13 protein-coding genes are annotated in these 24,169 nt (G+C 71.9%); all 13 read left to right on the forward strand.

Annotated features, from left to right (window positions below):
- Positions 1-40: 40 nt before the first annotated feature.
- The 13 genes from OHA21_RS19605 (at position 41) to OHA21_RS19665 (ending at position 24,154) form a co-directional block, all read left to right on the forward strand.
- Positions 41-1,504, forward strand: coding sequence for a non-reducing end alpha-L-arabinofuranosidase family hydrolase (locus OHA21_RS19605; RefSeq protein ID WP_328475549.1), 1,464 nt, complete (start codon positions 41-43; stop codon positions 1,502-1,504).
- A 280-nt stretch (positions 1,505-1,784) separates the two neighbouring features.
- A complete protein-coding gene (locus OHA21_RS19610) occupies positions 1,785-2,441 on the forward strand; it encodes a D-sedoheptulose-7-phosphate isomerase (RefSeq protein WP_328475551.1) in 657 nt (218 codons plus the stop codon).
- Positions 2,438-3,478, forward strand: a complete 1,041-nt coding sequence (locus OHA21_RS19615; RefSeq protein WP_328475553.1) for a putative sugar O-methyltransferase — start codon at positions 2,438-2,440, stop codon at positions 3,476-3,478. Before OHA21_RS19610 ends, OHA21_RS19615 begins: the two co-directional genes overlap by 4 nt.
- Complete coding sequence (locus OHA21_RS19620; RefSeq protein ID WP_328475555.1) at positions 3,478-5,097, forward strand: condensation domain-containing protein; 1,620 nt, start codon at positions 3,478-3,480, stop codon at positions 5,095-5,097. The genes OHA21_RS19615 and OHA21_RS19620 overlap by 1 nt, the downstream gene beginning before the upstream one ends.
- 1 nt (position 5,098) lies before the next feature.
- A complete protein-coding gene (locus OHA21_RS19625) occupies positions 5,099-6,388 on the forward strand; it encodes a glycosyltransferase family 2 protein (RefSeq protein WP_328475557.1) in 1,290 nt (429 codons plus the stop codon).
- On the forward strand, positions 6,382-7,086 hold the full coding sequence (locus OHA21_RS19630; protein WP_328475559.1) for an HAD family hydrolase: 705 nt from the start codon (positions 6,382-6,384) through the stop codon (positions 7,084-7,086). The genes OHA21_RS19625 and OHA21_RS19630 overlap by 7 nt, the downstream gene beginning before the upstream one ends.
- The gene (locus OHA21_RS19635; RefSeq protein WP_328475561.1) at positions 7,079-10,147 is read left to right on the forward strand and encodes a condensation domain-containing protein; all 3,069 of its coding nucleotides are present in this window, start codon (positions 7,079-7,081) and stop codon (positions 10,145-10,147) included. The genes OHA21_RS19630 and OHA21_RS19635 overlap by 8 nt, the downstream gene beginning before the upstream one ends.
- A complete protein-coding gene (locus OHA21_RS19640) occupies positions 10,144-15,504 on the forward strand; it encodes a non-ribosomal peptide synthetase/MFS transporter (RefSeq protein ID WP_328475563.1) in 5,361 nt (1,786 codons plus the stop codon). Before OHA21_RS19635 ends, OHA21_RS19640 begins: the two co-directional genes overlap by 4 nt.
- A complete protein-coding gene (locus OHA21_RS19645; RefSeq protein ID WP_328475565.1) occupies positions 15,501-16,994 on the forward strand; it encodes a class I adenylate-forming enzyme family protein in 1,494 nt (497 codons plus the stop codon). Before OHA21_RS19640 ends, OHA21_RS19645 begins: the two co-directional genes overlap by 4 nt.
- Positions 16,991-19,963 (forward strand): non-ribosomal peptide synthetase, encoded by a 2,973-nt coding sequence (locus OHA21_RS19650; protein ID WP_328475567.1) that lies wholly within the window; start codon positions 16,991-16,993, stop codon positions 19,961-19,963. The genes OHA21_RS19645 and OHA21_RS19650 overlap by 4 nt, the downstream gene beginning before the upstream one ends.
- Positions 19,960-20,211 (forward strand): acyl carrier protein, encoded by a 252-nt coding sequence (locus tag OHA21_RS19655; protein WP_328475569.1) that lies wholly within the window; start codon positions 19,960-19,962, stop codon positions 20,209-20,211. The genes OHA21_RS19650 and OHA21_RS19655 overlap by 4 nt, the downstream gene beginning before the upstream one ends.
- 10 nt (positions 20,212-20,221) lie before the next feature.
- A complete protein-coding gene (locus OHA21_RS19660; RefSeq protein ID WP_328475571.1) occupies positions 20,222-22,657 on the forward strand; it encodes a glycoside hydrolase family 3 N-terminal domain-containing protein in 2,436 nt (811 codons plus the stop codon).
- A 117-nt stretch (positions 22,658-22,774) separates the two neighbouring features.
- On the forward strand, positions 22,775-24,154 hold the full coding sequence (locus OHA21_RS19665; RefSeq protein WP_328475573.1) for a family 43 glycosylhydrolase: 1,380 nt from the start codon (positions 22,775-22,777) through the stop codon (positions 24,152-24,154).
- Positions 24,155-24,169: the final 15 nt, after the last annotated feature.

Consider the following 24,169-nt stretch of genomic DNA (forward strand, 5'->3'; position numbering starts at 1 on the left):
TCATTCTGCGTGCCCCAGCGCATCCCCCGAGGAGCCCCACATGAAATTGCGCAGCGGCCTGGCCGCGCTGATCCTGCTGGCCGGCGGCGGAGTCGTCGCGGCGACCGCCACGGCTGCCTCCGCGGCCACCATCGACACCAGCGCCTCTTATGTGCTGGTCAACCGCAACAGCGGCAAAGCCCTGGACGTCTACAACCTGGCCACCAGCGACGGCGCCCGGATCACCCAGTGGACGCGCAACGACCAGGCGCAGCAACAGTGGCAGTTCGTCGACTCCGGTGGCGGCTACTACCGGCTCAAGTCGCGGCATTCCGGCAAGGTTCTCGACGTCTACAACTGGTCGACCGCGGACGGCGGGTCGGTCGTGCAGTGGACCGACCGTAATGCGACCAACCAGCAGTTCAGCATTCAGGACATCGACGGCTACGTCCAGCTGATCAATCGCAACAGCGGCAAGGCCCTCGAGGTGCAGGGCGCCGCGACGAACGACGGCGCCAACATCGTGCAGTACAGCGACTGGAACGGCGCCAACCAGCAGTGGCAGCTGGTCCGGGTGGGCGGCGGCACGCCCACGAGTTCACCGACCAGCGGCGGAACCTGTTCTCTGCCGTCGTCGTACCGGTGGAGTTCGACCGGTGTGCTGGCGAACCCGCGGTCGGGATGGGTGTCGCTGAAGGACTTCACCCACGCGCCGTACAACGGGCGGCAACTGGTCTACGCGACGACCCACGACACCGGCACCTCCTGGGGCTCGATGAACTTCGGGCTGTTCACCAACTGGTCGGAGATGGGTTCGGCGAGCCAGAACGCGATGAACTTCTCGGCGGTCGCGCCGTCGCTGTTCTATTTCGCCCCGAAGAACATCTGGGTGCTCACCTACCAGTGGGGCGGGCCGGCGTTCTCCTACCGCACGTCCAGCGACCCGACCAACCCGAACGGCTGGTCCGCGGCGCAGACTCTGTTCACCGGCAGCATCACCGGATCCGGCACCGGGCCGATCGACCAGGCGATCATCGGTGACGCCACGAACATGTACCTGTTCTTCGCCGGCGACAACGGCAAGATCTACCGGGCCAGCATGCCGATCGGTAACTTCCCCGGCAACTTCGGCTCGTCGTACACCACGATCATGAGTGACACCACGAACAACCTGTTCGAGGCGGTTCAGGTCTACAAGGTGCAGGGCCAGAACCAGTACCTCATGATCGTCGAGGCGATCGGCGCGAACGGCCGCTACTTCCGCTCGTTCACCGCCACCAGCCTGAACAGTTCGTGGACCCCGCAGGCCGCCAGCGAGAGCAACCCCTTCGCCGGCAAGGCCAACAGCGGCGCCACCTGGACCAACGACATCAGCCACGGCGAGCTGATCCGCAGCAACGCCGACCAGACGATGACCATCGATCCCTGCAACCTGCGGCTGCTCTACCAGGGCCGCTCCCCCAGCTCCGGCGGCGACTACGGCCTGCTGCCGTACCGGCCGGGCCTGCTTACCCTGCAGCGCTGACGAAACACTTCCGGGCGGGTTCGGCGCGCTGCCGAGCCCGCCCGCCGTACGTCGCTCCCACTGCAAAAACCGGTCAAGTGCTACAGACCGTCTCATGTGGAACGTGTTTCGTGCCGATTCCCAGCAAGGGGCTTGCGAACGTCGATGTATGCCCATAGCTTAACCGGTCAAGTGCGCGGGGGCGGCTCACTGGTTTGATACAGCGCAGCGGCATGTCCTCGTGCTCGGCCACGTGTCCAGGAGGTGCCGTGTTGATCCCCCTGCGCTCGATCCCATGCCCATGAACCGGTCCAGAAATCCGGGTGGCCCGGAGGCCGAGCCAGGCCGGGCCGCGACCGGCACCGAGACCGTGGTGAAGCAGTACGTCGACGACCTGATCGAGGCCCTCGCCCGGATCGAGACCGGTTCGCTGACCGGCGTGCTGGACAGCCTGGTCGACGCGCTGCACCACGGCCGGCGGATCTTCGTGGCCGGCAACGGGGGCAGCAGCACCGCGGCCATCCACATCGCGAGCGACCTGATGGCCGCCTCCGGCACGCTCGGGAGCGCACCCCAGGTCGTGGCCCTGACCGAGAACATCGCCCGGGTCACCGCGATCGCCAACGACCACTCGTACGACGAGATCTTCTCCCGCCAGCTGAGCGGCTGGGCCCGCCCGGGAGACGTGCTGCTGGTGTTGAGTGTCAGCGGCCACTCCGCGAACCTGGTCCGGGCTGCCCGGACCGGCCGTGAGCTGGGGATGACCGTGCTGGCCGCCCTCGGCAACCCCGGCGAGCTGGCGCTGCTCGCCGACCGGCCGGTCGTCTTCGGGCAGGCCGACTACGGACTCACCGAGGACCTGCACGTGGCGCTCGGGCACATGGCCGTACGGGTGCTGCGCGGCGGCGACGCCTGCCGGTATCCGGCCGGCCGCGACCAGATGGGCGATCGCCGGTGAACCACTACAGCTCCCGGATCTTCCTGTCGATCCGCTACCTGATCGGCCTGTTCGGTCTCACCCTGACCCGGACCTCGACCGAGCTCACCAGCTACCGGATCCACCTGGGCAACGGCCGCTACGACGACTCGCGGCCGCTGCCGGCCGGCCTGGCGGAGGTGCTCGACGACCGCAATCCCGGCCTCGTCGAGCTGCGCGAACGCTACCGCCGCCTCGATTCGCCGTTCCAGCCGGGCAGCTTCTGGCGGCGCAGCCGGCGCCTGCGCGACCTCGACCTGGGGTACTTCCGCGGCGACAACGCCTACGTCTGGCAGCTGCGCCAGCTCGGCGACCAGGCGCGGCTCAAGTTCTTCCTGTTCGCCCGCTACATCAGCGCGCTCGACACGCACAAGCTGCTGGAACGGACCGGTGAGGACGGCGCGTTCGGCTGCTGGACGTTCGACTTCCACAACCTGCCGACGTCGAGCCGGGACCTGCTCGACTCGATCAACGAGATCTACTTCCTGGACCGGCACTGGGACCTGCTCTCCCGGGTCGACTTCACGGTCGTCGACATCGGCGCCGGGTACGGCCGTCTCGCCCACCGCATGGTGGAGGCGGTCCCCGGCCTGAAGCGGTATCTCTGCGCCGACGCCATCCCGGAGTCGACGTTCCTCAGCGAGCACTACCTGCGCTACCGCAAGGTCGACCACAAGACGGCTGTGCTGCGGCTCGACGAGGTGACCGACCGGCTCGGTGCCGAGCGACCCGACCTCGCGGTGAACATCCACAGCTTCTCCGAGATGCCGATCGCGGCGATCGAGGCCTGGGTCGCGCTGCTGGCCCGGTCCGGCGTGCCCGCGCTCATGATCGTGCCCAACGAGGGCGACAAGCTGCTCAGCCTGGAGGACGACTACCTGCGGTTCGACTACACGCCGGTGCTGGAGCGGCACGGCTATGTCGAGGCCGCGCGCGAGCCGACCATCGCCGACCCGGACGTGCGGGAGCTGGCCGGCATCGGCGACTGGTTCATGCTTTTCAGGCGGGCGGCGCCGTGATGGCGGCGGGCGGCGGCGAGCTCACCTGGGGTCAGCGGTTCGTCTGGAACATCCTCGAGTCGCTGGCGCCGGCCAACCACTACCTCAACATCCGGTTCCGGGTGCACGTCCCGGGCGACGCCACCACCGAGCAGGTGCTGGGCGCGCTGAACACCCTGGTCAACCGCCACGAGGCACTCCGGACCCGGTTTCCCACCGGCCCGGACGGCGAACCCCGGCAGCACTGCGACGAGGGCGGCGGGCTCCAGGTGGAGATCTGCAAGACCGACCCGGGAGGGGTACGCCGAGCCGCCGAACAAACCGAGGAGCGGCTCTGGCGTACGCCGTTCCGGCACGACGACGAGTGGCCGATGCGGGTGAGCGTCATCGTCGCCGGTGGGCGTCCCCGGCAGGTCGTGTTCGTCTTCTCGCACCTGGCGGTCGACGCCTGGGCCTGTTCGGTGCTGCGCGGCGAGTTCCTCGCCCTGCTGCGCGACGAGCACGCCGAGCCGGTCGTCGCGGGCTGGCAGCCACGGGCCCGTGCCCTGTTCGAGAGTTCCGAGCCGGGGCGCCGGGCCAACGACGTCTCCCTGGCCTATTGGCGCCGGGTGCTGGAGGCGGCGCCGCAGACCGCGTTCCCCACCGTCCGCACAGCCGGGGAGAACCCGCTGTTCCCCGGTGTCGGCCTGCACTCGGTGGCGCTGGCTGCGGCGGCGCAGACCCTCGCGGCGCGGCACCGGACCGGACCGGCCGCCGTCCTGCTGGCGGCCCTCGCGACCGTCCTCAGCATCCGCACCGGCACGCAGGTCGTGCCGCTGTTCCTGGCCGCGGCGAACCGGTTCAGCCCGGAGGACAACGTCTCGGTGGGCAGCTTCTACCAGGGCGCGCCGGCGCTGATCCGGCTGGATCCGGGCTCGCTGGCCGGCACCATCCGCAACGCGCACCAGGCGTCGACGCGCGCCTACCTGCGCGGGCAGAGCGACCCGCGGGACGTCGCGCGGCTGATCGACGCCGTGCAGACCCGGCGGGGCGTCGCCTTCGACCTGTCCAGCACCGTGAACGTGGTGCCCGAGCCCGGCGGGCCGGCACTGCCGCCGGTCGTGCGTACCGTCGCCGAACTGCGGGCGATGACCGCGTCCACCGAGGTGTCCGACCTGGACGGGCGCGACGAGGAAAAGCTGAAGCTGTACGTGCACGTGAAGGCGCTGCGCTCGCGTGCCGTACTCGAATTGTTCGGTGACAGCCGCCTGCTCGCCGCCGCCGACGCACGGAAGCTGTTGACCGGCCTGGAGCTCGTCCTGATCGAGATGCTGGAGGCGGGCGACCTCGACGTCGACCGGGTGGCCGGCATGGTCGGGATCGCGCCGCTCCCCCGCCCGCCCGGCTCCGTCCTCGTCGACAACTGCTGGGTCGACGTGCCCGCGGTGAACGAGCTGCTCGCCGGCCTGCCGCAGGTCAGCGCCGCGCAGGTGGTCGTCGAGACCACGGAGGGTGGCCGGGCCGAGCTCGTCGCGTACGTCGTGGCCGCGCCGTCGACGACGCCCGAACAGCTGCACACCGCCGTGCTGAGCCGGCTCGACGGGCACCTGACCATGGCTCCGCACCGGTACGTCCTCGGCCGCACTCTCCCGGAGGTTTGACGTGCTGTCCGTCATCATGCCCACGTACAACCAGGTCAAGTGCCTGGAGCTGACCCTGCGGTCGCTGGCCGGCCAGACGATCGGCCGGGACGGGTTCGAGGTCGTCGTGGTCGACGACGCCTCCGTGCAGGACGTGCGGTCCGTGGTCCGCCGCTACGAAGATCAGCTGCAGGTGCAGTACGTCCGGCAGACCGTCAACCGGGGCCGGTCGGCCGCCCGCAACCTCGGGACACAGCACGCCCGCGGCGACCGGCTGCTGCTGATGGACGCCGACTCGTACGCCGCACCGGACCTGGTCGAACGGCACACCGACACGAGTCCCGAGGTCGTCTACGGCAGACGGGTCGAGCCCAGCTGGGGAACCTTCACCGCGCTGCAGCAGGCGCTGCCCACCGAGGCGGACCTGCTCCCGATGGAGGGCGACCACCGCGACCTGCCCCGACCCGGCGGCAGCGGCGACTTCGACGTCTACCGGCGTACCGCGTGGATGTTCGGTTTCACCCACAACCTCTCGCTGCCCCGGCAGCTCTACCTGGACGTCGGCGGGTTCGACGAGGCGTTCGTCCAGTGGGGGTACGAGGACACCGACTTCACCTACCGGATCTACCGCCACTTCGGCCGCGACAACCGGCGCTTCCGCTACGACCCGGACTCGGTCTGCTACCACACCCCGCACTTCCGGGACTGGGCGACGGAGTGGGAGAACACCAAGCCGGTCCTGCCCTACCTGGTCGACAAGTACCGGCACTACGACATCGAGTTCTTCACGCACCCGTCGGGCGATCACCGCCGGGTCGCCCGCACCCTGCCGTTCTACGAGGACTGCCGCGAGTTCATCCGGGAGCATCCGGGCCGGGTCGGCGGCGACACGGTGCGCAAGGCGCTCGGCCTGCCGGACGCGGCCGGCAGCCTGTGGATCGGGTTCGACGTGGACTCGGCGGCGACGACCATCGACCATGCGCGGCCGTTCGGTCCGGGCAACCCGCACCTGTTCGGTGTGCGTACGCCCTACCCGGACCGCGCCTTCGACCAGGTGGTGCACCTCGACCTGTGGCGGATGCTCACCCCGATCGACCTCTCCGCCCTGCTCATGGACAGCCTGCGGATCGCCGACGTGGCGCTGCTGGTGCTGTCGAAGAACCTGCGCCGCGAGCCGGGCGACGGGATCGGCATGATCGACGACCTCGACTACTTCCTGTCCATGGTCGGGCCCCGCTACGACGCCACGATCACCTACACCGACGACGAACTCGCGGTGGTCCGCCTCGCCCGGTACGGCAACCCATGCTGAGGCAGGCTGTCGCCTTCGACCTCGACGGCACCCTGGTCGACCTCGAACGGTTCCACCACGGCGCGCTGCTGCGGGCCGCCCGGGAGGCCGGCGTCGAGCTCACCTGGGAGCAGGCGTTCCAGACGCTGCCCCACTTCATCGGCGGGCCGGACGCGCGGGTGGCCGCGGAGGTCGCGGCGCTGTCGCCGGACCGGGTCCCGCCGGCCCGGGTGCTGGCGGCCAAGCAGCGCTACTTCGCAGCGTTGATCGCGTCCGTCGATGACATCGCCGCCCGGGCCGGGGCCGTCGAGTTACTCGACCGGTTGACCAGCCGGGGCGTGCCGGTGGCCGTGGGCACCGTGACCGAGGGCGCCACCGCGCTGGGCATCCTGCGCCGCGCCGGCCTGCTCGGGTTCTTCGGCGAGAGCCGGGTCGTGACCGCCCAGGACGTGCCGCAGCTCAAACCGGCGCCGCACGTCTACCGGGAGACCGCGCGACGGCTCGGCGTGCCGCCGGCGCGCCAGCTGGTCTTCGAGGACTCGATCACCGGCATCACCGCCGCCCGGTCGGCCGGCAGCCCGGTCGTGGCGATGCCCACCGTGACCGACCCGGACTTCCTGACCGCGATCGGCGCAGCCGGGCCGGAAGCGGTCTTCCACAGCTGGCACGACCCACGGCTGGCGACGCTGCTTCTCGGAGGAGGCGTCCACCATGGATGACGGCCCACTCGCACCGGCACAACGGCGTCTCTGGTTCCTCGACCGGCTGCAACCGGGCGATCCCGCGTACCACATCTCGACGGTTGTGCGGCTCAGCGGCGACCTCGACGCCGAACGGCTCGTCCGGGCCCTCGACACGGTCATCGCCCGGCAGGAGAGTCTGCGCACCCGGTTCGTGGAGATCGGTGGCGAACCGGTGCAGGAGGTTCTGGCCGCGCGCCCGACGCTGGTGCAGCGCGCCGACCTCCCGGGGGAACGGGAGGCACGGCAGGCCGTCGACGAGCTGATCGGGCGGCCGTTCGACCTGGCCGCCGGGCACCTGATCCGGGTCGGGCTGTGGCGGCTGGGGCCGCGCGAGCACGTGCTGTGCACCGTCGTGCACCACATCGTCGGCGACGGCTGGTCGATGAACCTGCTGTACCGGCAGGTCGCGGAGGCGTACCGGGGTGTGGAACCGGCTGCTCCCGGGATGCGCTACCTCGATCACGCCCGGGCTGCTCAGTGCACCGACGAGGCGGCGCTGGCGTACTGGCGGGAGACCTTGGCCGAGCCGCCGGTGCTCGAGCTGCCGCTGGACCGGGCGCGGCCCGCGGCGCGTACCTCGGTGGGTGTGTCGGCGCTGCGGGAGTTCGACGGTGACCTGTGGGCGTCGGTGCAGGGTGCCGCGCGGCAGCTGCGATGCACCCCGTTCATGCTGCTGATGACCGCCTTCCAGGTGACGCTGGCGCAGGCCGGCGGGCAGGACGACATCTGCGTCGGCACGCCGGTCGCCGGCCGCGACGACGTGGCCGCCGAGTCGGTGTTCGGCTACTTCACCCGGATGCTGCTGCTGCGTGCCGACCTGTCCGGGGACCCCACCCTGCGCGACCTGGTCCTGCGGACCCGGGCCGCCTGCCTGGGCGCCTTCGCCCACCCGGAGATCCCGTTCGAGCAGCTCATCGCCGACCTCGACCGGCCGCGCGACCCGAGCCGCAACCCGCTGTTCCAGGCCACCTTCACGCTGCACTCGACGATGGACGTGTCGGCGACCGGTTTCGACGGCAGCGACGGCTTCCCCGGCGTGACGGTCGAACCGTTCGGCGAGGGCACCGGCCGCACCATCACCGACGTGGCGATGGACGTGTTCGTCAGCTCCACCGCGATCAGACAGTCCGGGGCGGGCCGGATGGACGTCCTGCTCACCTGCAGCGCCGACCTGTTCGACCGGCCCACCGCCGAACAGCTCGCCGACCGGTTCGCCGGTGTGCTGCACGCGCTGCTCGCCGACGTGGAACAGCCGGTGCGGGCGCTGCCGCTGGTCGACGAGGTCGCCCGGGCCGAACTGCTGCGGATCGGCACGGGCCCGGATTTGGCCGACGGGCCGCCGCTGCTCGACCGCATCGAGCGGGCGGTCACCGCGGCGCCGGAGGCGATCGCGCTGGTCAGCGGTGATGAGCAGGTCAGCTACGGCGAACTGTGGGCTCGGGCCGGTGGACTCGCTGATGGCCTGCGCGCCGCCGGAGTCGTACCGGGGCAGCTGGCCGGGGTGAGCGTTCCGCGCGGCCCGGATCTGGTCGTCGCGCTGCTGGCGGCCTGGCGGGCCGGCGCCGGCTACGTCCCGATCGACCCGCAGCTGCCGGCGCAACGCCGGGCCACGCTCATCGCACAGGCCGGCGTCGCCGCCGTCATCACCACCGGCGGCATCGAGCCCGGCAGCAGCGGGCCGTCGTCGGCGGCCGAGCCGGCCTATGTCCTGTTCACCTCGGGCTCGACCGGTACGCCGAAACCGGTGCTCGTCGGGCGGGCCGCCCTGGGCGCACGCGTCAGCTGGATGGCCGGCGCCTACCAGCTGACCAGGGCGGATCGGGTCGTGCAGTTCGCCGAGACCAGCTTCGACACGCACGCCGAGGAGATCTGGCCGGCGCTGGCGAGCGGGGGCACGCTGGTGCTGCTGCCGGACGGGCCGCAGTCGCTGCCCGAGGTGCTCGCCGCCGACCCGGCGATCACCGTGCTCGACCTGCCGACGGCGTACTGGCAGGCCCTGCTGGACCTGGCGCCGGCCTGGCCGCCCGCGCTTCGGCTGGTCATCCTGGGCGGTGAGCAGGTCGACGCTGCCGCGGTCGCCCGCTGGCGGGAGCGGCACGGCGATCGGATTCGGCTGGTCAACACGTACGGGCCGACCGAGGCGACGATCATCGCCACCGCGATCGACCTCGGGGCCGCTGACGCCGGCCGCCGGCCGCCGATCGGACGTCCGATCGGCGGAGTCCGGGCCTATCTGCTGGACCAGGCCGGGCGGCTGGTGCCGCGCGGTGCGGTGGGCGAGCTGTGCCTCGCGGGCGCCGGCCTCGCCGACGGCTATCCGGGGCTCACTACTACGAGATTTCAACCGGATCCGTACGGCGGTGGCCGCCTCTACCGCACCGGGGACCGGGCCCGCTGGCGCCGCGACGAGCCGGTGCTGGAGTTCCTCGGCCGCCTCGACCGGCAGCTCAAGGTGCGCGGCGTCCGGATCGAACCGGGTGAGATCGAGGCGGTGCTGACCGGGCACCCCGGCGTGGGCCAGGCCGCGGTCACCGTGCACGGGCAGACCCTGATCGCGTACGTGACCGGCAGCGCACCCGCCGACGAAATCCGTGCCTACGCCGCGGATCGCCTTCCTCCGCTGCTGGTGCCGAGCGTTGTCGTGCCGCTGGCCGCGCTGCCGCTGACCCGGCACGGCAAGGTCGACACGGCCGCGCTGCCGGTGCCCTCGGCCGGTGGCACGGCAGCCTTCGAGGCGCCCCGCACCGACGCGGAGGAGCTGGTCGCCGGGATCTTCGCCGACCTGCTGCCGGTCGAGCAGGTGGGTGCGAACGACGACTTCTTCCTGATCGGCGGGCACTCGCTGCTCGCCATCCGGGTGATCGCCCGGCTGCGCGCGGCCGTCAGCCTCGACCTGCCGGTCCGGTTGCTGTTCGAACATCCGACCGTCGCCGGGTTCGCGCAGGCGGTGGAATCCGCGCTGATCGAGGAGATCGACCGGCTCACCGAGGACGAGGCGGCGGCGCAACTGGCCGCCGCCCGGACAGGAGCGCCGTGACCGCCGTCCCGGAGCTGTCCGCCACCAAGCGGTTGTTGCTTGCCGCTCGGCTCAGGGCGGCCACTCCCCCGCCCGAGGTCATCCCGGCCCGCCAGCCCGGCACGCCGGTTCCGCTGTCGCTCGCCCAGGAGCGGCTGTGGTTCATGGAGCAGTTCGCGCCGGGCACGACGGCGTACACGGTTCCGGTCGTGCTCCGGCTGCGCCGCGCGGTCGACGTCGCCGCGCTGCAGGCCGCGCTGAATGCGGTCGTGGCGCGGCACGAGAGTCTGCGGATGCGTTTCGAGGCCACCGCCGACGGCCGGCCCGTGGTGCACGTCGACGACACGGTCCAGATCCACCTCGACGTCGTCGAAGCGGCCGACGAGGACGCGGTGCGCGCGGCGATCCGCACCCGGTTGGCCGAACCGTTCGACCTGGCCGGCGGCCCGCTGCTGCGCGCCGCCCTGTACACCCTCGCGCCCGACGACCACGTGCTCGCGCTCACCGCCCACCATCTCGTCTGCGACGGCTGGTCGGCTGATCTGCTGGTCGGCGAACTGCTCGGCGGTGCGGCGGGACCGCTGCCGCGCCAATACGGCGACTACGCGCTCTGGCAGCGGGAACGCCGGCAACAGCGGCTCGCCGACGGGACACAGGACCAGGACATCGCCTTCTGGCGGCAGCGGCTGTCCGGCGTACCCCCGCTTGATCTGCCCACGGACCGACCGCGACCGCCGCAGCTGACCTTCCGCGGCGCACCGGCCGGCGTCCGCCTGGACGCTGCGACCACCGCGGCGCTGCGCCGCCTGGCGAACCAGCACGGCGCGACCGCCTACATGGTGGTGCTGGCCGCGTACGCGGCGGTGCTGGCCCGCTACGCCCGGCAGGACGACTTCGCCGTCGGCTCACCGCAGGCCGGACGCACCCACGCCGAGCTCGAACCGATGATCGGCATGTTCGTCAACATGCTGATCACCCGCGTTGACACCGCCGGCGACCCCACCTTCACCGAACTGCTCGGGCGGATCCGCGAAACCGTCCTCGACGGGTACGCCCACCAGGAATTGCCGTTCGAGCAGCTGGTCACCGAGCTGGACCTGCCCCGCGACGTGGGCCGCTCGGCGATCTTCCAGGTGGCGCTGTCGATGCGAACCTACACCGGGCCTGCGCTGGAGCCCTTCGTCGTCGAGGCAGTCGCGACCCGCTTCGACCTGGAACTCGATCTAGTGGCCGGCGACGAGATATCCGGCGCATTCATCTACAACCGCGATCTGTTCGCCGCCGAGACCGTGGAACGGATCGCCGCCGCCTTCACCGACTTGGTCCGTGAGGCGGTGCGCGACCCGGACCGCCCGCTCAGCCGCCTGCTCAGCACCACCGGCCCGGACCCGTCATGGAACGACACCGACGCCGACTTCCCGGCCGACGCGACGCTGCACGAACTCATCCAGGCGACGGTCGCGGCCACCCCGGGCGCGCCCGCGGTTACCTTCGACGGGGTGACGCTCAGCTACGCCGAACTGTCCGCCCGGGCGAACCGGATCGCCCACCGGCTGCGCGAGCACGGCGCCGGGCCCGGGCGGCTCGTCGCGGTGCGCGCGCACCGCGGCCCGGAGCTGGTCCCCGCGCTGCTCGGTGTGCTGCTCTCCGGTGCGGCTTACGTGCCGCTCGACCCGGACTACCCGGCGGAGCGGCTCGAGTTCATGCTGGCCGACGCCGACCCGGTCGCCGTGCTGACCGCCGGGACGACACCGCCGCCGACCGGTCGTCCCGTGCTGGCCCTGGACGACCCGGCCGTCTGGGCGAGCGCCGCCACGACCGCGCCCGAGCCACTCGCGGGGCCCGACGACCCGGCCTATGCGATCTACACGTCCGGGTCGACCGGGCAGCCGAAGGGCGTGCTCAACGGGCACCGCGGCATCGTCAACCGGCTGCACTGGATGCAGCGCCGCTACCGGCTGACCAGCGCGGACACCGTGCTGCAGAAGACACCGGCCGGCTTCGACGTCTCGGTCTGGGAGTTCTTCTGGCCGCTGCTCACCGGCGCCCGGCTGGTCCTCGCCCGCCCGGACGGGCATCGCGACGCCGCCTATCTGCGCGACCTCATCGCGGCCGAGGGTGTCACCACCGTGCACTTCGTCCCGTCGATGCTGGGCATGTTCCTCTCCGATCCAGGCCCGTCGCCGCTGCGGCGGATCATCTGCAGCGGCGAGGAACTGCCGGTGGACCTGGCATTGCGTACGCTCGCCGCGTTCCCCCACGCCGAACTGCACAACCTGTACGGGCCGACCGAGGCCGCCATCGACGTGACCGCGTACCACTGCACCGCCGACCGGCTGACCGGCGCCGCCCGGGTGCCGATCGGCGCCCCGATCGACAACATGCGGGTGCACGTCCTGGACGAGCACGGCGAACCGCTGCCGGTTGGCGTGCCCGGCGAGCTGCACCTGGCCGGAGTGGGTCTGGCGCTCGGCTACCTCAACCGGCCCGAGCTGACCGCCGAGAGGTTCGTCACCGGCCGTGACGGGCAGCGCCTCTACCGCACCGGCGACCTGGCCCGCTGGCGGCCCGACGGCACGCTCGACTTCCTCGGCCGCATCGACAGCCAGGTGAAGCTGCGCGGCCTGCGGATCGAGCTGGGCGAGATCGAGGTGGTGCTGCGCGAACAGCCCGGGATACGCGAGGCCGCGGTGGTCGTTCGCGAGGACTCGCCGGGCGACAAGCGGCTGGCGGCGTACCTGGTCGGGGCCGGGGCGACGGACGCCGCCGGGCTGCGGGCCGCCCTCAAGCGGCGGCTGCCGGACTACATGGTGCCGGCCAGCTTCACCGAGATCACCGAACTGCCGCTGAGCCCGAGCGGCAAACTCGACAGGCGGCGGCTGCCGGCGCCGCAGCGGGTCCGGGACACCGCGGCATCGTACGAGGCACCCGGCACCGAAACCGAGGTCATGGTCGCCGGGGTGTGGGCGGACGTGCTGCAGCTGCCCCGGGTCGGCCTCGACGACGACTTCTTCGACCTCGGCGGGCACTCGCTGCTGGCCCTGCAAGTGGTCGCGAAACTGCGCCAGGCGGCCGGTGCGGGCGTGTCAGTCATGGACCTGTTCCAGAACCGCACGGTCCGGGAGCTGGCCGGGCTGATCGACGTGCCACTCGCCGAGCGCGGTCCGCGGGGGCTGCTGCACGAGCTGACCCGGCCCGTACCGGCCGGGCAGCGGGTGCGCAGCCTGGTGTGCGTGCCGTACGGCGGTGGCAGCGCGGTGGTGTACCAGCCGCTCGCCGACGCCCTGCCGGCCGGGCACCGGCTGTTCTCCGTCGCCATCCCCGGCCACGACATCGGGCTGGACGAGGCGGCGCTGCCCCTGGACGAGCTGGCCGCCCGCTGCACCGCCGAGATCCTGGAGAAGGTCGAGGGGCCGATCGCGCTCTACGGCCACTGCGGCGTCGGCTCCGCGCTCACCGTCGAGATCGCCCGGCGGCTGGAGCGGCACGGACGCGAGCTGGACGCCGTCTACATCGGGGCGATCTTCCCGTTCGCCCGGCCGCGCAGCGCGGTGTGGAGCGCGCTGTCCCGGCTGACCCGGATGGAGTCGCTGCGCTCCGACAAGACGTACGCCAACTGGCTCACCTCGATGGGCGTCGACATGAGCGACATCGAGCCCGGCCAGGCGCGGCAGATCATCCGCAACATGCGCCACGACTCGGACAGTGCCGAGGCGTACTTCACGCAGCTCATGCACACCGGCACCGAACGTCTGCGGGCGCCGGTCATCTCGGTGGCGGGCACGCGTGACCCGGCGACCGAGTTCTACGCCGAGCGCTTCACCGAATGGCACTTCCTCACCGACCGTACGGCCGTCGTGGTGCTCGACGAGGCCGGCCACTTCTACCTCAAGTGGCGGGCCGCCGAACTCGCCGAGATCGTCACCACGGTCGACCGGGCAGTGGTCTCTGAACAGACCGAATCCTTGAAACGGGCGACCTGGTGGCTGCACGACACCGCACGCGCCGGTGACCCTGCCACGTCCACCGGGCCCCGGCCCAGCATGGGCCGCTTCCTGGCCATCGCGATCGCCCAGCTGATCTCGGTGCTCGGGTCCACGCTCACCGACGTGGCACTGCCGCTGTGGGTGCTCAAGGAGACCGGCTCGCTGCTCAACTTCGCGCTGCTCGCCGTCGCCGGACTGGTCCCCGGCCTGCTGGTGATGCCGGTGGCCGGTGCGATCGTCGACCGGCACAGCAGACGTGCCGTCATGCTCGGCGGCGACGTCGGCGCGGGCGGCACCCAGCTGTTGCTCGGCGTCCTGCTGTGGACCGGCTCGCTGCAGACCTGGCACATCTACCCACTGATCATGCTGCTGTCGGTGTCGCTGACGTTCCAGCGCCTCGCCTACAGCTCGGCGGTCCCGCAGCTGGTGCCCAAGCAGTACCTGGGCCACGCCAACGGTGTCGTCCAGATGATCGGCGGGGTCGCCACGATCATGATGCCGCTGCTGTCGGTCGCCCTGCTCGCCGTCATCGACCTCGGCGGCATCCTCGTCATCGACGTGCTCAGCTACGCCGTCGCCATCCTCATCGTGCTGCTGGTGAAGTTCCCGCCGACCCTCGCCTGGCGCCGCAAGGAGAGTCTGACCGCCGAGATCCGCGAGGGCTTCCGGTTCGCCTGGGGGCACCGCGGCCTGCGGTCGATGCTGCTGTTCTTCATGAGTCTCAACGTGTTCCTGTCGCCGCTGTTCCTGATGCTGACCGCGCTGGTGCTGGCGTTCGCCGGGCTCGACCAGGTCGCCCAGGTCTCGGTGGCCGGCGGCGCCGGGGCGTTCCTCGGCGGCCTGGCGATGAGCATCTGGGGCGGGCCGCGGCACCGGCGGCTGTTCACGGTCCTCTGCTGCACGCTGGTCCTCGCCGGGTTCTGCCTGGTCATCGGGTTGCGGCCGGAGCTGTGGCTGATCGGGATCGGCGCGTTCGGCATCTCCATGTGGCTGGTGCTGCTCAACGGCGTCTACACCACGATCGTGCAGGTCAAGGTGCCGCAGCGGTTCCACGGCCGGGTGTTCGCCATCAACACCGTCATCGCCTGGTCGACGCTGCCGCTCGGCTGGACGCTGATCGGCCCGGCCGGGTCCCGCCTGCTCGAACCGCTGATGGCCGACGGCGGGCCGCTCGCCGGGACGGTCGGGCGGGTCATCGGAGTGGGTCAGGGCCGTGGGATCGGCCTGCTCTACCTGCTGCTCGCGGTCGCCATCGCGGCCGTGGTGCTGGTGGCGATGCGGCGGCCGCGGATCGCCCGCTTCGACGACGAGGTGCCCGACGCGCCACCGGACGATCAGGTCGGGCTGGAGACCCTGCGCCGCCGCGGCACGCCGGTGGAGGCGCCGCGATGAGCCCGGTCGCGGCCGTCACTGTGCCGCAGGTGCTCGCCGCGCGGGCTGCCGCCGAGCCGGGGCACGTCGCGGTCAGTCAGGGCATGGGGAGCCTGGATCTGGGCACATGGCAGGCGCGGACCAGGGCGATCGCCGCCGGGTTGCGGGCCGCGGGGGTACGCCCCGGCGACCGGGTCGGGCTTCTCTACGGCGCTCAGGACTGGATCGCCTATGTCGTCGCGTACACCGGGGTGCTCGCCGCCGGTGCCGTCGCGGTGCCGCTGTCCACCCGCAACGCCGCGGCCGAGTTGGGATACATGCTCGAGCACAGCGGCGCGACGGCGGTGCTGCACGGGCCGTCCGCGACGCTGCCGGGCGTACCGATGCGATTGGTCTGGGATCCGGCGGCCGTCGCGGACCTGCCCGACGCCGACCCGGTGCCCGGACCACGGCCGGGCGATCCGGCGCAGATCCTCTACACCTCCGGCACGACCGGACGGCCCAAGGGCGTCGCCGCGGCGCACGCCAACCTGGCGCACGGCATGCGGCTGCACCCGCCGCTGCGGCCGCTGGCCCACTCGCGGCAGTTCCTGCACGCCTTCCCGATCGGCACCAACGCTGCGCAGACCATGCTGTTCAACGCGGTGTACGCGCACGCCGGCATGCTCGTGACCGCCCGCTTCGTCCCCGACCGGTTCGCCCGGCTGATCGAGACCCACGCGGTGGGCAGCGTCTTCGTGGTGCCGGCGATGGCGATCGAACTGCTGCGCTCCGACGCGCTACGGCGCCACGACACCACGAGTGTGCAGCTGCTCGGTTCGACCGCCGCGGTCCTGCCGCCCGCGGTGGCGGCCGGGCTGGCGTCCGCGCTGCCCGGCGCCACGATCGTCAACTACTACACCTCGACCGAGGCCGCGCCGGCCCAGTCCAGCGTGGTCTTCGATCCGCGCCGCCCCGCCGCGCTCGGCAAGGTGGTCGCCGGTGGCGCACTGCGGGTGACCGACGAACACGGCCGGGCCTGCCCCGCCGGGGTGACCGGGGAGGTGTGGTTGCGCAGCGCCGGCGCCGCCCGGTCCTACCACGGTGACCCGGACGCGACCGGGCAGGTGTTCCGCGACGGCTGGACCCGGATGGGCGACCTCGGCTACCTGGACGCCGACGGCTACCTCTACCTCGTCGACCGGGAGAGCGACGTGATCAAGAGCGGCGCGGACAAGGTGTCCACGGTCGCGGTCGAGGCAGCCCTGCACGAACATCCCGACATCATCGAGGCCGCCGTGTTCGGCCTGCCCGACCCGGTGCTCGGCATGGCGCCGGCGGCCGCGCTCGTGGCCACCCGCGAACTGCGCCTCGGCGAGGTGCGCCGGTTCCTCGCCGACCGGGTGGCCGGGCACGGGCAGCCCAGCCGGATCGTCCTCGTCGAGGAGCTGCCCCGCAACGCGGGCGGCAAGGTCGTCAAACACCGGCTGCGAGCGCTGTTCGACCAGCCCGACGAAAGGGGAGACCGATGAGCCGGCCGATGTCCCTCGCCCAGCAGGGCGTCTGGTTCACCGAGCGGGCCGGGGACGCCTCGACGGCGTACCTGCTGGCGGTGACGTTGACGGTCCCGGACCCGGTGGCACCGGCGGTGCTGGATGCGGCGTGGGCCGCGGTCACCGGGCGGCATCCGCTGCTCGCTGTGGCGGTGCGGGAGGCGGACGGTGTGCCGGCGCTGGTGCCGGCCGAACCGCGGCCGGTCGCTCACCGGACCGTTGCGGCGGAGGCTCTGCAGGATGCTGTGGCCGCTGAACTCACCGTCGGCTTCGACCTGACCGCCGGGCCGCTCGCCCGGTGTGTGGCGCTGCGCGCCGACGACGGCCGCACCGTCGTGCTGGTGGTCGCCCACCACCTGGTCTTCGACGGCGGCAGCAAGGATGTCCTGGTCGCCGACCTGGCCAAGGCGATCGCCGGCCAGCCGCTCGGCGTCCGGTCGCGCACCGCATCGAGCGAGCCCGTTCGGAACGAGCCCGTGCCAGGCGAATCCGTGCCAGGCGAATCCGTGCCAGGCGAGCCCGCACCGGATCGTGCGGACCGCATCGCCGCAGCCAGGGCCTTCTGGTCCGGCCGCACGGCACCGGCCGACCAGGTGACCCTGCCCGGGTCTGCGGACGCCTCCACGAGCGTTGAACCCGCCGCCGAGGTGGCCGTCAACGGCACCGCCGACCTGGACGCCGCGCTGACGGCCCAGGCTGCGTCGCTCGGGGCGACCCGCTTCGAGGTGCTGCTCGCCGCCGTGCACGCGCTGCTCGCCCGCTACGGCAACGCCACCACCTCGGTCGCGGTCGACCTGTCCACCCGGCCACCGGAAGCCGCCGGCGAGATCGGCATGTGGGTCAACGAACTGCCCGTGACCGTCGACGTCGATCCGGAGGCCTCCTTCGCCGAGCTGGTGCGTCAGGTGCGCACCGAGGCCCGAGCCGTCTACCAGCACCGCGACGTCCCGCTCGGCCGCGCCCTACCGGGCCTCCCACCGCGACCGGCCCTGGCCCCGGTGTCGGTCAGCTACCGGCGGCTGACCGGAACGTCGGCCGACGTGGACTGGCTGCTGTTGCCCGCGACCATCCGCGGCGCGCTGCACCTGCGGCTCGTCGACACCCCGGAAGGCCTGATCGGCCGGCTGCAGGTGCCGGCCCGCCGCCGGCCCTCCGCCGAACGCGTTGCCGGCCACTTGCGTACGCTGCTCGCCGCTGCCCTGGCCGACCCCCATCGGCCGGTAGGCGACCTGGATCTGCTGGCCCCCGCGGAGCTCGCCTTGATCGAGCGGATGAACGCAACGACCCGGTCCCGGCCCGCCACCACCGTGCTGGACCTGGTCCGGGCAGCCACGCAAGTCAACCCGGATGCGGTCGCGGTGTCCGGCGACGACGGCACCCTGACCTACGCCGAACTGGTCACCGCCGCCCACCGCATCGGCCACGCGCTGCGCCGCCGCGGCGTGTCCTCCGGCGACCTGGTCGGGCTCCACGCCCACCGCGGCGTCAGTCTGGTCACCGGCGTACTCGGCATCCTCGCCTCCGGGGCCGCCTACCTGCCGCTGGACCCCACCTACCCGGCGGACCGGCTGGAGTTCATCACCGCCGACGCCGGAGCCAAGGTGATCCTGGACGCTTCGCTCTCCGAGAGAGACGGACCGGACACCCCACCGGTCGCCGTCGACCCGGACGGACTCGCGTACGTCATCTACACCTCCGGCTCGACCGGACGCCCCAAGGGTGTGGAGATCGGCCACGCCGCCCTGCTGAACCTGGTCACCGCGATGCACGAGCTGATCGGCGCCGACCCGGCCGACCGCTGGCTCAACCTGACCACCCTGTCCTTCGACATCAGCGGACTCGAACTGTTCGCGCCGCTCACCACCGGCGGCCGGGTAGTGGTGGCCGGCGACACGGCAGTCCGTGAGGGCGGCGCGCTGGGCCGGCTCATCCGCGACGCCGGGATCACCCACGTGCAGGCCACGCCGACGAGCTGGCAGATGCTGCTCGACGCCGGCTGGACCGGCGCCCCGATCATCGCGCTGTGCGGCGGTGAAGCGCTCCCGTTGCCGCTCGCCCAGCGGTTGCGCCCGCTCGTCGACCGGCTGTTCAACGTCTACGGCCCGACCGAGACCACCATCTGGTCGACCGCCGCCGAGATCCCGGAGGATCCCGGCCGGGTCACCATCGGCGGCCCGATCGCCAACACCACGCTGCACGTGCTCGACGGCCGGCTGCGTGCGGTACCCGTCGACGTGCCCGGCGAGCTGTGCATCGGCGGCGCCGGGCTGGCCCGCGCCTATCGGGGTCGGCCGGAGCTCACCGCGGAACGGTTCGTGACCGGGCCGGGCGGCGAGCGGCTCTACCGGACCGGTGACCGGGTGCGGCTCGGCGCGGACGGGCAGATCGAGTTCCTGGGCCGCGCCGACGACCAGATCAAGCTGCGCGGGCACCGGATCGAACTCGGCGAGATCGAGCAGGCGCTGCTGGGCGCGCCCGGGGTGGCGCAGGCCGCGGTGGCGGTCCGGGGCGGGGAGCTGGTGGCGTACCTGGTCGGGGCCGGTGAGATCGCGCCGATCCGGGCGCACCTCGCGGCCGGCCTGCCGCGCTACATGCTCCCCAGCGGCTACGTCCGGCTGGACCGGCTCACGCACACACCCAACGGCAAGCTCGACCGGGCGGCCCTGCCGGAACCCACTGCGGCGCCGGAACCCGCGATCGAGCCAGTGACCACGGACCTGACGCACACCGTCACCGGCATCTGGCGCGAGGTGCTGCGGGTCGACCGGATCGCCCCGCACGACACGCTCTTCGACCTGGGCGGGCACTCGCTGACGATCATGCAGATCACCGCCCGGATCCGGAACGCCCTCGGCGTGGAGGTGCCGTTCGACGTCTTCTTCGACACGCCGACCATCGACGGGGTGGTCAGCTCGGTCGAGGAGCTGCTGCAGGAGGAATCCGCATGACCGACCTTCACCGGGACCTCGCCGACCTGGTCGCCGAGGCCAGCGACGGCCAGATCAGCCCATCGGAGGCCCTGGCCGAGCAGGAGTCGCTGGGCCAGCTCGGTCTCACGTCGCTGGGCTACGTGCGGCTGATCCAGGCGGTCGAGCGCCGCTACGGCGTCGTCGTGGAGCCGGACGACGACGCCATCGTGGACACCGTGCCGGCACTGGCGGAATACCTGCATTGCCATGGGAGCGCTCCCATGTGACGATGGCCACATGCGAAAGATGCGCGTGATCGCCGCCCTCATCGTCGCCGTCGCGGCCGGCGCCGTCGCAGCCCCCGCGCCGTCGGCCGCCGCCGTCCTGCCCTACCAGGACCCGTCGCTCCCGGTCGCCGACCGGGTCACCGACCTGCTCGGCCGGATGACGCTCGACGACAAGCTCGGCCAGATGCTCCAGGCGGAGCGGGCCAAGGTCTCCCCCGCCCAGCTCACCCAGTCCCGGCTGGGTTCGGTGCTCTCCGGCGGCGGCTCGGCGCCCTCCCCGAACACCCCGGCCGGCTGGGCCGACATGTACGACGCGTACCAGCGCGCCGCCCTCGCCACCCCGCTACAGATCCCGATGATCTACGGCATCGACGCGGTGCACGGCAACAACAACGTGTACGGCTCGACGATCTTTCCGCACAACATCGGCCTGGGCGCCACCCGCGATGCCGGGCTCGCAGAACGAATCGGCCGAGCCACCGCCGACGAGGTCACCGGCTCCGGTCTGGACTGGACCTTCGCGCCCTGCGTCTGCGTCGCCCGCGACGACCGCTGGGGCCGCACCTACGAGTCGTTCGGCGAGGACCCGGCGCTGGTCACCACGATGACCAGCGTGATCGACGGGCTGCAGGACGGTCCGGCCCCGGTGCTCGCCACCGCCAAGCACTACCTCGGCGACGGCGGCACCACCGGCGGGGTGGACCAGGGCAACACCCAGCTCAGCGAGGCCGAGCTGCGGGCGATCCACCTGCCGCCGTTCCGGGCCGCGGTCGAGCGTGGTGTCGGCTCGGTGATGATCTCGTTCAGCAGCTGGAACGGGCTCAAGCTGCACGCCCACCAGTACCTGATCACCGACGTGCTCAAGGGCGAGCTGGGCTTCACCGGGTTCACCGTGTCGGACTGGGCCGCGGTCGACCAGATCGACGGGCGGCCCGGCTTCACCCAGGCCGAGGTGGTCACCGCGGTCAACGCCGGCCTGGACATGCTGATGGTCCCCGAGGACTGGCAGACCTTCCTCGGTCACCTGCGCGCGGCGGCGAGCGCCGGCCAGATCCCGATCTCGCGCATCGACGACGCGAACCGGCGCATCCTGACCAAGAAGTTCGAGTACGGGCTCTTCGAGAACCCGTACGCCGATCGCTCGTACGCCACCACCGTCGGCAGCACCACCCACCGCGCCCTGGCCCGCGAGGCGGTACGCAAGTCGCAGGTCCTGCTCAAGAACAGCGGCAACGTGCTGCCCCTTGCCAAGACCGGCGGCAAGATCTTCGTGGCCGGTAAGAACGCCGACGACATCGGCAACCAGAGCGGCGGCTGGACGCTGAGCTGGCAGGGCGCCAGCGGCAACACCGTCCCCGGCACGACGATCCTGCAGGGCATCCGCGCCGCGGCCGGCAGCGGCAGCACCGTCACCTACAGCCGGGACGGCAGCGGCATCGACGGCACCTACCGGGCGGCGGTCGCGGTGATCGGCGAGACCCCGTACGCCGAGGGCGAGGGCGACCGGCCGAACGGGTTCGGGCTGGACAGCGCCGACCAGGCCGTGCTGACCCGTCTGCGCGCGGCCGGGGTGCCGGTGATCGTGGTGCTGGTCTCCGGCCGCCCGCTCGACATCGCCGGGCAGATCGGGAACTGGGACGCGCTGCTCGCCGCCTGGCTGCCCGGTTCCGAGGGGGCCGGCGTCGCCGATGTGCTGTTCGGCGACTACGCGCCGACCGGGCGGCTGCCGGTGACCTGGCCCGCGTCGGCCGGCCAGGAGCCGATCAACCAGGGCGACGGGAAGACCGGGCTTTTCGCGTACGGATATGGCCTGTCCTATGCCGACCAGCCGGCCGACACCGCCGCGCCCAGCGTGCCCGGCACCCCGGTCGCGTCCGCGGTGACCGCGACCGGCGCCACGCTGAGCTGGGCCGCCTCGACCGACACCGGCGGCAGCGGGCTGGACGGTTACGACGTCTACCGCGACGGGACGCTGATCGCCTCCACCGCCGGCGCCGGCTACACGGTGTCCGGGCTGACCGCAGCCACCAGCTACGTCTTCACCGTGCGCGCCCGGGACAAGGCCGGCAACCGCTCCGCCGCGTCCGGTCCGCTGACCGTGACCACCCCGGCCGGACCGGGCGAAAACGGCGGATGCCGGGTCACCTGGACCACCAACGACTGGAGCACCGGCTTCACCGGCACGGTCACGGTGGCCAACACCGGCGCGGCCGCGCTGAACCCGTGGACGCTGCGGTGGACGTTCACCGCCGGGCAGACCGTGACCCAGGCCTGGTCGGCGCGGGTCACCCAGTCCGGCGCCACGGTCACCGCGGTCGGCGAGCCGTGGAACGCCACGCTGGCGGCCGGCGCGTCGCTGAGCTTCGGATTCAACGGCGCATCCTCGGGCAGCAACCCGCGTCCCACCTCGTTCACGCTCAACGGCACGGCCTGCACCATGTCGTAACGGGAGCGATCACATTCAGCACCGAACGCCTGCGGTATCAAGTCTTGACTCTGACTTTGTTATCGATAACATCGGCCGTTAACAATGGCTTAACGTCGCCGCAGGCGGAGGTTCCCCATGCCCCACCCCGCACCGAGCCGCGCCCTCGCCGTCCTTTTGACCGCCGCCCTGCTGACCGTCGTCGCCGGGCAGCCCGCGCACGCCGCGGAGATCCCCTCCGGCGCCCGATCCCTGCAATCCGTCAACCTCACCGGGCAGTACCTGCGCCACGCCGACTACCTGGCCGGCGTGGCCGCAGTGACCTCGGCCAGTTCCGCGCAGGCCAAGAGCGACGCCACCTTCACCGTCACCCCGGGTCTCGCCGGTGGGACCGGCTGCGTGTCGTTCCAGGCCGCGAACGGCATGTGGCTGCGCCACCGCGACTACCGGCTGCGCCTCGAAGCCAACAACGGGACCGCCACCTTCCTCGCCGACGCCACGTTCTGCGTGCGCGACGGCTCGGTGGCCGGATCGGTACGCCTGGAGTCGGTCAACTACCCCGGCCGGTTCCTGCGCCACCGCGACCACCAGGTGTGGCTCGACCCGTCGACCACCAACCCGGGCACGTTCGCCGCCGACAGCTCGTTCCGTGTCACCGCCCCGTGGACGCCCGGCCGCCGCAGCCCGGTCCTCAAGGGCCTGTACGCCGACCCGAACATCGCCTACTTCAACGGCCGGTACTACCTGTATCCGACCACCGACGGTTACGCCAGCTGGAGTGGCACCCGGTTCAAGGCGTTCTCCTCGGCCGACCTGGTGAACTGGACCGACCACGGCACGATCCTCGACGTCGGGCCGCAGATCAGCTGGGCGTCCGGCCGGGCCTGGGCGCCGACGATCGCCTACCGCAACGGGCGGTACTACTTCTACTTCTGCGCCGACACCAACATCGGCGTGGTGACGTCCACCAGCCCGACCGGCCCGTTCACCGATCCGCTCGGCAAGCCGCTGGTCGCCGCAGGATTCCGCAGCGGCCAGATGATCGACCCGGCGGTGTTCACCGACGACGACGGGCAGTCCTATCTCTACTGGGGCAACGGGTCCGCGTACGCCGTACCCCTCAATGCCGACATGTCCTCGTTCGATCCTGCCCGGGTCTCCACGTTCGGCCTGCCGAACTTCCGGGAGGCCCCGTTCGTCGTCAAGCGCAACGGCGTCTACTACCTGTCCTACTCGGTGGACGACACCCGCTCGGAGAACTACCACGTCGAGTACGCCACCAGCACCTCACCGCTCGGCCCGTGGACGCATCGCGGCACGATCCTGTCGAAGAACCTCGCCCTCGGCGTCAAGGGACCCGGCCACCACTCCATCGTCCAGGCGCCGGGCGGCGACTGGCACATCGCCTACCACCGCTTCGCCATCCCCGCCGGTGACGGCACCAACCGCGAGGTCACCGTCGATCCCCTGCGGTTCAACGCCGACGGCACGATCGCACCGGTCGTCCCCACCCTCTGATCCTTTCCCCGAAGG

Origin of the sequence: Actinoplanes sp. NBC_00393, assembly GCF_036053395.1 — a bacterium.
Lineage (GTDB): Bacteria > Actinomycetota > Actinomycetes > Mycobacteriales > Micromonosporaceae > Actinoplanes.